Source organism: Sphingobacterium sp. SYP-B4668 (assembly GCF_027627455.1).
Taxonomy (GTDB): domain Bacteria; phylum Bacteroidota; class Bacteroidia; order Sphingobacteriales; family Sphingobacteriaceae; genus Sphingobacterium.
In genome coordinates this window covers 2503467-2514775 of record NZ_CP115483.1, presented here as the reverse complement: position 1 = coordinate 2514775, position 11309 = coordinate 2503467, and the positions used below count along the sequence as shown (strand labels likewise).

Below are 11309 nucleotides of genomic sequence, written 5' to 3'. Positions count from 1 at the left end.
GGTTGCATTAATTTAGGCTATACAGACCAGTATGGGTTTAGGTAACCACTTACTGACTCTTCAAAGACTTGTGTTGTATCATATCCCAAAGCACTGCCCTGAGATAATACGGTATAATTTATATGGTGGTTGGTCGTCACGATTTGATTGATGTCGACAATTGGGTAAGTAGAGGCATTCCAACCGTGTATTGTAATTGGCCCTCTTGGTCCCGTTATTCCTGACTGTCGAAATTTAGCAATAGCCGAACTACCATCTCCTTTTATCAATTCGCTTCGCATTTGGACCACCACTTGGCCCAATTCAAATCCCAACATGCTGAAAACAGATGCAGGCTGATGATTGGCTTGTACAAATTGCTGTACAAAAGATTGATTTGATATAGATTGATCGGTATCTTGCCAGTTAGAAGCCGCATAAAACTTCACACGCAAATGTTGAATATCATTCAACATATCCTTATAGGCCATATTCTCTACGGTCAGCAAGGGTATCGTATCATAAAATTTACTTTCTCTCCATTGCTTCAAAAATTCGGTTCCTAATGTACCCGAAAAAATAGCATGCACAAAGTTGGGGGTATCCCGATCGATAGCATCAAAAAAAGGTTGCAAATTAACACCATTTTTATTCACATAATTTTCAGGTAGGACCATGCTATTCAATGCGGTCGAACCAGCAGCCCCTGCCCCATCCAGGAACGCTTGGTGGAGGTTAAAACCAGCTTCGTAGATGGGCATGATAATTTGTCCGTCAGGTCCAAACTCCGCTACGGCCCATTTTCCGAGCGCGTACTCGCTTTGCCAATAATTCATGGAAAGACAGCCTACGTTTTTACCATAACCAATTGGAGGATGGATCAGCTCTCCAAAATCTATAAAAAGCCCCGGCTTATTATAGGTATCGAACAAGGTGGATATTTCGGTCAAGGCCTTTATATTCACCATTCCCGTTATTAAATCTACGCCTTCAAAGAACAATAGCTTTTGAACTGCTTCTTGCATCACCTTGTGCTGTCCTTGTCCAATATATATCGGTACAAACACCACATCATTCGCCGTAAGCCCAAATTGTGCAAAGGCTGTAAAAAAGCCAGCCATCATATGTTGTCCATAGAAGGGGTACACCGAGGAGAAGGGTGTTAAAAAACCAATTTTCAAGGGTCTACTCATTTTTACTAATTACGGGAAGGGAAAATACCTTCTATAGCTATACAATGATTTACCGCCAAATAGGGCTGTATAAGGGGAGTAGGCAAATTATTACCGATAATCTGGGTGGGCATAGTAGCATTAGCCGCCGCAGTATCATTAGAATATGTATTTAAAGTACTTGCATTGGGCCCCGAGCCTACCTTAGGGCTTGCGGCCAACCGTGCATTTGTAGGATTCGAAGTGTTTCCAGCAGACGTCGTAGCCGGGATGAAATGGCTGTGTGCTGGCAACTGATTAATCGTCAATGTAAAATTTTCCGCTCCACCAACCTCTCCTATATTGTAGTTGGATAACCCAGGACTTTGTCCCGCTCCAATCATCACTCTTCCACGCAAGTCAGGCAGTCCAAACGTATTTTGTCCATTCCCTCCATAGTAAGTTCCAATAAGAGCAAAAAGTGCCGAATTTTGCTGAATAGCGATCAATTGCCCTCCACAGATGGCCCAGCCTCTTGGAGCAAAATTAAATCCAAATGTGCAAATCATTCCTAAAAAAGGTTCCATAATTTTATCTTTTTTTATAATTAATATTAGTCTCTATTTATATCGTATACACTCGCTAAAACCTACGACCAGCTCGTAGCAGCTTTAGGTGGGTGGCAAGCCATTCTATTCGGCAATACATATTCAGAAGCGGACATATTTGCGGCATAGTGCCCCAGTTCTATTGCTTCCTCTCCCCCATAGATCAGTGTTGTCTCCGCGTTATCGCCATTCTTAAGAATCTGACATACACCAGCTCTAGCATCTGTTGCTGCACAGCAGAATAAATCGACATCACCACTTTCTCTAACCAATTCCAAGAGTTCTTCCTTTTTGAGTCCCTCCGGCACTAGGCATATGATCATATCGCATTGCTCTTCCTTCTTTAATTGCTTCGCTAGTCTGGTCAATTTATCCATGTCCTGTTTAGAAGGACACGCAGGTCCGATAGCAAGGACCCCGACACATCTACCTCCAATCTCCACCAATTGAAAAGGCTTAATCCAATTCGTTAATTCCGAATTACGCCAAGCCGTCAAGCTATTCACCAATGCAAAGTCACATGACTTGGCCAGTTTTAACAAGTTCTCCTCTCCCATATCCACTTCATGTTTTCCCAATGCCGCAACCTGATATCCCAACGCATTCATTTGGCTTACTCTATACCTCGTATTAGCTTGTGAATGCTCCGTAAAATTGCCCGTGTCCAGATAAATGCCAGACATGTTTCGCAATAAAGGCGCGACAATGGACTCCAAATGTTGCCTGCGGTTCAAGTTCCCCGTAAAAAAGAAGTTCACTTGTGCTAAGTTTAAACTTAAATTGAATCTTGCCGTCCGGGACAAGGGTTGGGCCACTCCAATTCTGGAAATCAAAAGAGATCCCAACAGGAGCCCAGAATTTTTTAGAAATAACCTTCGGTCGCTACTTTTCATAAAAAAATATTCTATTTCGTTTTTTCAACTGCATACTCTCGAACCAGATGATAGCATCTATATCTTCAAGTACTCATCAATATGATGTCTAATCCAAATGGATTTATCTTTCGGTTAATTATTTACAATTTTAACTATACACGTACCTATACTCCCCATTTTCAAGGGGGACAAATGAGGGACAAATTTAAAAACCTGACCATCAATCAATTCCTCTCCACACCAAGAGAACTAGTCAACCTTGTACCGCCATCAGATTCCCTTTTCTGATAAGCTACATACTGTACAAATCGAGGTTTATCAGACCTATTGGCCGTTGCGGCATGTGGTATAGCTTCTAGCCATACGATCAGGTCTCCCTTTTTTCCACTTAGTCGTACATCTACTTTTTGTTGACGAAGTAATTCCAATACATGTTCCGCTGTTCCGTATTCCTGAAGCGCAGATGCCAACCGATGTTGATATCCGGGTATTAAACTAAAAGCCCCTCCGTGCTCCTCCACATTACTCAAATACACTAATCCCTGTATATAATAACTCACCCCTTTAAGGAAATCAACATCCCAATGCAAGGGACTGCCTCTAAAGGAATAATTTACTCGCTCAGGGGGATTGTACCCCAAAGGTGTGACGCTCGGTATAATAGACCTGCTTTGGTATAAATCCTCGAACACTTGGCGTATTTTCGGATTTAATGCGACAGTCTTCGTCTCATGTGTGTGTAAAGAAGGTATAATAATCCCTTGTAGCTTGTTGCTATCAGTTGGCCACCAGGTGTCCGCATTCGTTAAGTCAATCTTTAGGCGTCTACAGATGGTATTCACGACCGCGTCACAGTCTTCATCCGAAACAAGGCCAGAAAGTTGAAGATACCCGTCCCGCTCCCAATCTTCCAGTTGTTCATCCGTCAATATTTGAGTTCGATAGTCTTGATTACCGTCTACCAGGTGTGTCAGTTTATAAAATTCGTATATTTTGGCGCGAAAAGTCTCCTCGTCATCATACTTTTTCACCCACTTTTCAAACGCATTCAAGTCTGTAAACTCTCGATAGACATATTCTATCAAATCAAAAAGTGTTAGGCCAAAAACAAATCGAAATACTTGTTCATCGTACGAAAAGGAATCACTTCGGTTCTTTTCGTTTGGAGCTGCTTTTATATGGGCGATAATTTGGCTCAAAAATGTATGAAAACACGCTGTATGTAGCCTTTTTTCAATTTGTTCAACAATCCATTCAGCTAATGTAACAGTGTTCTTTTGAACAGTTTGTTTAGCCGTATCCAATACGATATCAGCATCTTGCGGATATTCAAATGGATCGGAGATTCCAGTAAAGCTGGAAATATGATCTGGATGATCTTCACCCAGCATTGCTCTATAATATAAGCCTTTTGGATCTCGCACCATCAAGACTTCTAAAATACACTCCAAGTACACGACCTTCGCATCGTAGCGCACCCTCAACCCCTCACGAGCCTCTTCATATGGATTGATAGCAGCTATTAGGACTACATCATGGGTTGTAATCAAGGTCTCTGCGAGTACGCCTAACCGCCTGATATTCTCAACTCTATCCGTTTTGGAAAACCCCAAGTCGCTACATAACGTCTTGCGGCATTCATCCCCATCGACGACAGCAACTCTATAGCCTTGACCTTCCAGCTGGGACTTAACTCCTTTGGACAAAGTTGACTTCCCTGATCCGGATAGACCCGTCAGTTGTATTATTATTCCCTTCTTTAGCGGCATAGTGATAACTGGCTAAATTTCAAATAACTATCGAGACAATCCCGATACGGGAAATCACTCCACTCACTCTGCTCTTCCTCGAATATCTGCTCGGGATACTTACTGTGATAGGATAAGCGTCGACTCGTCTCTACCCAATTAGATATGATATGGCCCACATGCCGATCAAAACCAGCCAACATCTCCAACATGCCATCCCCGTAGTCGAAAAAACAGTCTAATGCATGATGGCTGGACCGGATGGCAGACAATCTGTTATACAAACTAGTGAGAACATCTGCCGTGAACAGCGAAAAGCTACGATAATGCGCCTCCTCAACTTTCACGGGATTGGCGTCTTGCGATAGGTATCCTGGAATCATCTGAATACCCCTACGCTTCTCGTGGGAGCGAATAATCGCTTGCGGCTCTCTACTGAGAAAATAAAAAGGCGTGTTGGGGAACCATTGTCTTAACCAGTCATAACGATGCACATGCCAGCTATCCAGTTTCACAAAGAAGCGTTCCTGTTCGAGACGACTTTGTCCCAACAAAGCCAAAGCAGCCTTAAAGAGGTTTTCCCGTGAGATACTAACAGGCAACATACTCTCATCCAAACATAATATTTCATCCAATAAGGGCGCTTCTGGTATGACGATATTCTGAGTATCAGTGGCCAAACATTGTGACAACAACGTAGACCCACATCGGCTAACGTGAAAAATAAAAGCTGTAGGTTGGATGGAATCGATTGCTAATGCCCAATCGCATAAAAACGCTAAGGTGCTAACGGAGACTAGATGCGACCTACGACGCATTTGCGTTCTGCTTCGTTGAATTGTTTCGTCAAAAAAAGGTTCGGCTATAGGCCGATCTCCAAGGTCAAGCCATAGCACGCGCACCATTCGATCGACGATTTCGAGCTTATATGGGATCCAGTTTTTAACCATTTTGCAATTCGCTCTTTAAACTCGCTATAAGTTGGCGAGCTGTATCGGTATCCATCATCTCCAAATTAGCAATCATCGCCAATTTGGTTTGATCGTCATATTCTGGTCTAGGAGACTCTTGATAGCCGTTATCAAAAAAATACCGATCTGTATCCGCATCACGTATACCGTCTATAACCAAATGGACCCTGATTTGATGGCTACGATTTACAATTTGGTGTGTTTTTGAAAAATCCAAGTACCAACATTCCCCCGGTTGCATCACTATACGCTCCCCATCTAGATAGAATTCTACATCGGGGTGGGTACATATCGGAATATGGATACGATAAATCCCGTCGCGATAAGAACAATCCAAATCTCTATGTGGCTTTATTTCACTATTGGGGTATAGGGCCATTAACCGGACAGACTCCTTCACGCCTGGGATACTATCAATAACCTCAGGTAGATAAGAAAGTTGTTTGAGTAAATCCGTATCCGCATATGCTTCTCCATTGCAAATCGCCCCGATATCCGAGCTGTCACCGCTTCCTGATCGTAGCGCAATACAGTCCCATTCTCCCTGATAATCCTGGGTATTAAAATGAGGTCTCCACCGTGCATCCGCACAGTAATCCAATTCGGCGATTAACTTAGCTGAATCATATTTGGTATCAAACTTTATATAGCTCGTCATATTTTTCAAAAAGCTTCACTATCGAATATTAACCATTTCTGGAAACACGACATATAATATATTTACTCTTCTATTGAAATACATACTGGATTAAAGGCTAATCGTCTTTTCACTATAGGTATCAGATGTATTATAGAGCAAATTTAGTGTTTAGTTATCAAATCACGGCCCATACTTTCGGGTAGTATTGAAAAAAGTTGAAATTATAAAAACCTATCTATCAACCAATTGTCGTTTTCAAAATTGATAGGCTCGTGAGGACCTCGAAAACAGGCGTTTTAAAGACCGCCTGCTTACCCAAAGCTCAGGATGATAAGCAGGGCGATTTGTTCGAGATATACTTGGGCTAAATCATTCGATTTTCCCTTTACCACTTCGATAAATTATGCTATTTTTTTGAGGGTGATTGGTCCTATCGCGGAGAGAGCGAAAACCTTATCCTATGCGCAATCGCTCCTCTTCCAAATCTAGTTTCAACAAATATCCTCTCACAATCTCCTCGTCTAGTTTCGGATTAATTCTATTTTCTTCCCGGAGCCATATACGCTGTCGCTCTAAGGTCTCCAAATATATTTCCTTGGCTTCTGAAGATAATTTGTGAACGGCGTCATCCTTATCCTCTTCTTCCCAACGATCCATTAACTTTCTGAAATATTCATTTTCGACCTTTTTGTCTTTATGCTGTTCGTTCAGGTAAGTAAAGGCCGCATGGCGCATGCCCTTCCATAATAATGCCTCTGCCGCTTCCTCAGAAAGATAATCGCTCTTTCCTTCAGAAAGCTGGAGTCTTCCAATCAATGCAGGTAAGGTCAATCCCTGCACGATCAATGTGGTCAAAATTACAACAAAGGTGATGAACAGGATCAAATCGCGATGTGGAAACAATTCGCCATTGTCCATGGTGACTGGAATGGATAATGCAGCCGCTAAAGAGACGACTCCGCGCATCCCCGTCCATCCAAATAACAAGGGGGCTTTTAGCCCCGGATTGGGATCTGCCACCTTGATAAAGTTGCGCATCACCAGCGTCACTATCACCGCTCCATATGCCGCAATAAACCTCACGATGACGAGTACGACAGTAATCAATAGTCCATACCCTATCGCTTCAGAGAAGGCTATGCCTTCATGATTGAGCCCCTCCATGATTTCTGGAAGATCCAAACCAATCAAAAGGAATACGATACCATTAATCAAGAAGGCAAAGCTCTCCCATACATTGGCGCCACGTAAGCGAGATTCGGAGGTTTTCAAAAATTCATATCGTCTAACCGAAAGGAACAGACCACCGCTGACCACAGCCAATACTCCAGAGGCATGTACTTCTTCAGCAGCTATATACATGATATAGGGGGCAACAAGACTAAGTATAGTATCCATATTGACGTCGGTCGGAAATACTTTATGGATTTTCAAAAAAACAAATGCGATTAGCAGTCCTATCCCCACACCGCCAATCAGCATCCAGCTAAAAATAAGGGTCGCATCTTGCCATAGAAATTGGCCAGTACCAACCGCTACCATTGCAAAACGAAGGATGATAAGAGAAGATGCATCATTAAAGAGACTCTCACCTTCTAAAAGCGTCGAAACGTTTTTGGGCACTTTTACAAATTTTAAGATAGCCCCTGCACTAACAGCATCAGGAGGGGATACAATACCTCCCAACACAAAACCGAGAGCAAGTGAAAATCCTGGAATATAGGCGTTGGCAATTAATGCCACCGATATCGCCGTCAGGAATACCACGATGAAGGCAAAACTGGTGATGATACGTCTTAATTTCCACATCTCCTTCCATGAAACAGCAAAAGCAGCTTCGTAAAGCAGTGGAGGTAAAAAAATAATAAAAATGAGCTCCGGCTCTATTTTTATAGCGGGAATGCCCGGAATAAAACTGATTAGCAAACCAGCAATTACCAATAAAATAGGGTAAGCAACCCTCAATTTGTTGGCTAACATGATGGCTATGATAATAACCAAGACCAATGCCAAGTAAAAAACAAAGTGTTCAATCATCGTGATACGGAGTTTTTGTAGTCAACTATTCACCTTAACTATCGTTAGTTTAGTCACTAGACACCTTGGAAAGTAGGGCGATATCCTGTACTTCCAAAATATGTTTTTCATATCCAGAGGAGGTTACCTCAATCATGGCCTTCGCCACCTCCTCCAGCGTTAGAAAATAAGTTTTGCTAAAAAATCTGAACAACGGAAACAAAATGCCTATGGCTTTATAAAATCCTTTCACATTTTTAGCGCCGGGGGTGGGATTCATAAAAGCAGGTCGGAAATTATAGACATTTAAGGGCAAGCTCATCAAATCATTTTCAGTCTTGCCTTTCACTCGCGCCCACATCTTCGTTCCCGTTTCGCTGCTGTCGGTCCCACTACCGGATACATAGCAGAAGGTCATCTGCGGATTGATTGCCGCCAATTGCCTAGCAAAATCCAACGTCAGGTGATAGGTAACTTTTGTATACTCTTCCTCACTCATCCCTATCACAGATACTCCTAGGCAGAAGTAGCATGCATCGTAACCTACAAACTGCTCAGCAATAGCCGAAATATCACTAAAATTGTTGATGATAATTTGTTCTATTTTAGGGTGCACGTAATTGCTCTCCTTACGATTAATCAGCAGAATCTTTTCGATTTTAGGATTGACAATGCATTCTTGCAATACCCCTTCACCTACCATTCCAGTAGCGCCGGTGATGATTACTTTGAGATTGGATATCATAGACTTACTCCATTTATATACACTAAAAATAGTAATAATATGGTTAAGTTGTAATAGTTAGTTTCACTCTACTATTGAAAGAAAGACACCATTTTTTTGAATATATTTCCAAACGCCATCACGGTATACCAATAGTGGAAAAATATCTCCTGTAGCTTCCATATTGGAATCGAAATATGAGGGCGCATCGAATAATATCTCGTCAAAATCAACCGACACAATTATCTTACCCTTCAAATCTGCGATACCAAACTTATTGTCCTTTTGGAGCAATAGATAGTTTCCGTTCTGAATGGATCTTATTTGCGTGTACGTAACAGGAAGCAATTCCTTCCCGGTACGGAGGTCTCCTAAACCATATTGATAACGATACTGATCGATTTTACTCAACACGACAGAATTACCAAGAAAATAGGATTCATAATGATTCAATCCTGAATTAATCAAGTCGTATTCTAAGGGAAATATTACATCCCCTTTTTTATCAATAAAGCCCATTTTGAAATTATGCGAATAGCCATCCTCGCCTTCTGATTGGCAGACCATGGCGCCTTCTCCTACAAAATCAAATGCCCATAAATAGGTCGGTGGAACGATTACCTTACCTGCTTCATTAATGTATCCGTATCCCTTTTCATTATATATTAAAGCCATGTCCCCTTTAAACGGCAGAATCACCAATTCACGTCCTGGATTCTGAGGCAGATAGCCCTGGGTTACAAAATCTAAACCGTAGGTACCTTTCAACTCTTTATTAGCGGCCATGTCGTACAGTTTACCCACTTTGTCATCATTTGACACCAACACGACTTTGGTAGAGTTGATCCGATATACAGCCTTATATTTTAAAGTTTCAAACCGCATATTATCCATATCTAACAATACGTATTTGCTCTTATTCTGCTCGACAACCTTAATCAAACACCGCTTTGTATCTATCGTATCCAACCGAGCTATATCAGCCTCCAGCACTTTTTTACCTTTCAAATCATACAAATGACTCCTTTGCGTATCAAAATCATCACTAGCTTCACTTTCTGGCATCCGTAAATTTGCTTTTAGAAAGCTTCTATCTCCACATTTCCAAATCTCGAAGCGATCATACATAGCCGGAATCAACTCTTTTTTAGATTGTAAATCATACACTCCCGCTTGTCCATTTTTGACATATTGTACTAGATTTTCTGGGCCGTTGTAAAATCCCGAAACTCCTTCTAAATTCTCCAATAGCAAGCGTCCCGTTGTATCGAACAAACTGGATAACTTATTTTTTTCGGCGAGTAGATATTTCTGCTGACTATCTTCGTCTTTGAAATCGAAAAATTGGATATCGTAGTATTCTGGAGCCACATAAACACCTGTCTCTGCAAAATACAACCCATAGAATGCTCTTTTTTTGATTTTAAAAATAGACATACCTTTACTACCTGATGAATAAAAATATTCATTTGCATGTACGATCTCTCCGTTCTCGATTTCAAAGAGAATCTTTCCCTCCTTGTTCAACAGATACGTGTTATGCTGTCGCTTAACGACCAAATAGTCGTCGTAAATCTTCACATCATCATATAAGGGCGGTAAGATTTCTTTCCCCAATAGGTCAATGACGCCCTTTTTGCGTTGTTTTGTCGTGATGAGGTACTCGCCGCTATAGCCCAGGAATGAATTCTCATTGGGTAATTCAATCTTTTCAAATTCGAATGGGACCCTAGGCTCTCCGTCCTGTCCATATGCTCCGTAAAGATTATCTTTTTTGATGACCAACAGCCCCATCAACACTTCGGCATCCCTAAACTCCTTTTTCGTAGGGATATGTACAATCAGGGGTTGCCCTTCCTTTGAAAACGAACGGACCCAATTATCGCTTCGCATGCTATGGTGAGTATGTTCATATTCGAATGGCACAAGTATTTTTTCATTCCAGTCTATCACGCCCCATTTCCCTCCCTTTTGTGCATAGAGATAAGGTGAACCACTGCCACAGCCACCACAATAATCAAATGCCTCGTAACCACCACTGGTGACTATCCTATTTTGCGACTTGCTAAAGAGATTCCACTTTCCATCTTGCTTCACATCGAAATATTGGCCATCTAAGTATCCAATATCTTCAAAAAAAGGCAAAAATGTCTTATCAGGAAATACTAAGCTTATTTTTCCATCACGCGTTACTTTCCAAAACTGACGAAATTGGGTATCTACATCGTCATACTCAGGATGGAGTAGCACATCCCCCCTGGGAGAGATGACCCCCACTTTATCGCCCTTTCGATATTTTAGCGCCGTTTTTGGAAATAAATTTGGGTAAGTCGCCATTTCTCGTTCATAGTCTTGCACCGCATAAGCATCGTTGAAACCAACCGATGAAGTTTCTAAAAGCTCGATTTTATCCCCACTTGTGTCGATAAAATACACGTGACCATTATCGGTTATTTTGGCAAAACCATTTCTAAAGGGAGCCATGCGCACACCCTCACTGCCATTAGAAGGGATATCGAATTGCGCTTGAGCGCTTGATGCAATAACAAATGTGACCAAGAAATAAACTATAAATCGTTTCATTTTTCATTTTTTTT

The 11309-nt window shown here is 41.6% G+C and carries 9 protein-coding genes; all 9 read right to left on the bottom strand.

What is annotated here, in order from left to right:
* Positions 1-17: 17 nt before the first annotated feature.
* Complete coding sequence (locus tag OQ289_RS10560) at positions 18-1172, bottom strand: ABC transporter substrate-binding protein (RefSeq protein ID WP_270090705.1); 1155 nt, start codon at positions 1170-1172, stop codon at positions 18-20.
* 5 nt (positions 1173-1177) lie between these two features.
* Positions 1178-1717: a phage tail protein gene (locus OQ289_RS10555; protein WP_270090704.1), complete on the bottom strand. Its 540-nt coding sequence runs from the start codon at positions 1715-1717 to the stop codon at positions 1178-1180.
* 62 nt (positions 1718-1779) lie between these two features.
* Positions 1780-2631: a hypothetical protein gene (locus tag OQ289_RS10550; protein WP_270090703.1), complete on the bottom strand. Its 852-nt coding sequence runs from the start codon at positions 2629-2631 to the stop codon at positions 1780-1782.
* Positions 2632-2837: 206 nt separating this feature from the next.
* Positions 2838-4382 carry an adenylyl-sulfate kinase gene (gene cysC / locus OQ289_RS10545; RefSeq protein ID WP_270090702.1) on the bottom strand — a complete coding sequence of 515 codons (1545 nt, stop codon included), beginning with the start codon at positions 4380-4382 and terminating at the stop codon, positions 2838-2840.
* Complete coding sequence (locus tag OQ289_RS10540; RefSeq protein WP_270090701.1) at positions 4373-5311, bottom strand: hypothetical protein; 939 nt, start codon at positions 5309-5311, stop codon at positions 4373-4375. Before OQ289_RS10540 ends, cysC begins: the two co-directional genes overlap by 10 nt.
* Entirely contained in the window at positions 5304-5990 is a 687-nt protein-coding gene (locus tag OQ289_RS10535; protein WP_270090700.1) for an aspartyl/asparaginyl beta-hydroxylase domain-containing protein, read from the bottom strand. The genes OQ289_RS10540 and OQ289_RS10535 overlap by 8 nt, the downstream gene beginning before the upstream one ends.
* Before the next feature lie 435 nt (positions 5991-6425).
* The gene (locus OQ289_RS10530) at positions 6426-8009 is read right to left on the bottom strand and encodes a Na+/H+ antiporter (protein ID WP_270090699.1); all 1584 of its coding nucleotides are present in this window, start codon (positions 8007-8009) and stop codon (positions 6426-6428) included.
* Positions 8010-8058: 49 nt separating this feature from the next.
* Complete coding sequence (locus tag OQ289_RS10525; RefSeq protein ID WP_270090698.1) at positions 8059-8733, bottom strand: NAD-dependent epimerase/dehydratase family protein; 675 nt, start codon at positions 8731-8733, stop codon at positions 8059-8061.
* Between the two features lie 63 nt (positions 8734-8796).
* Positions 8797-11295, bottom strand: coding sequence for a WG repeat-containing protein (locus OQ289_RS10520; protein WP_270090697.1), 2499 nt, complete (start codon positions 11293-11295; stop codon positions 8797-8799).
* Positions 11296-11309 lie beyond the last annotated feature (14 nt).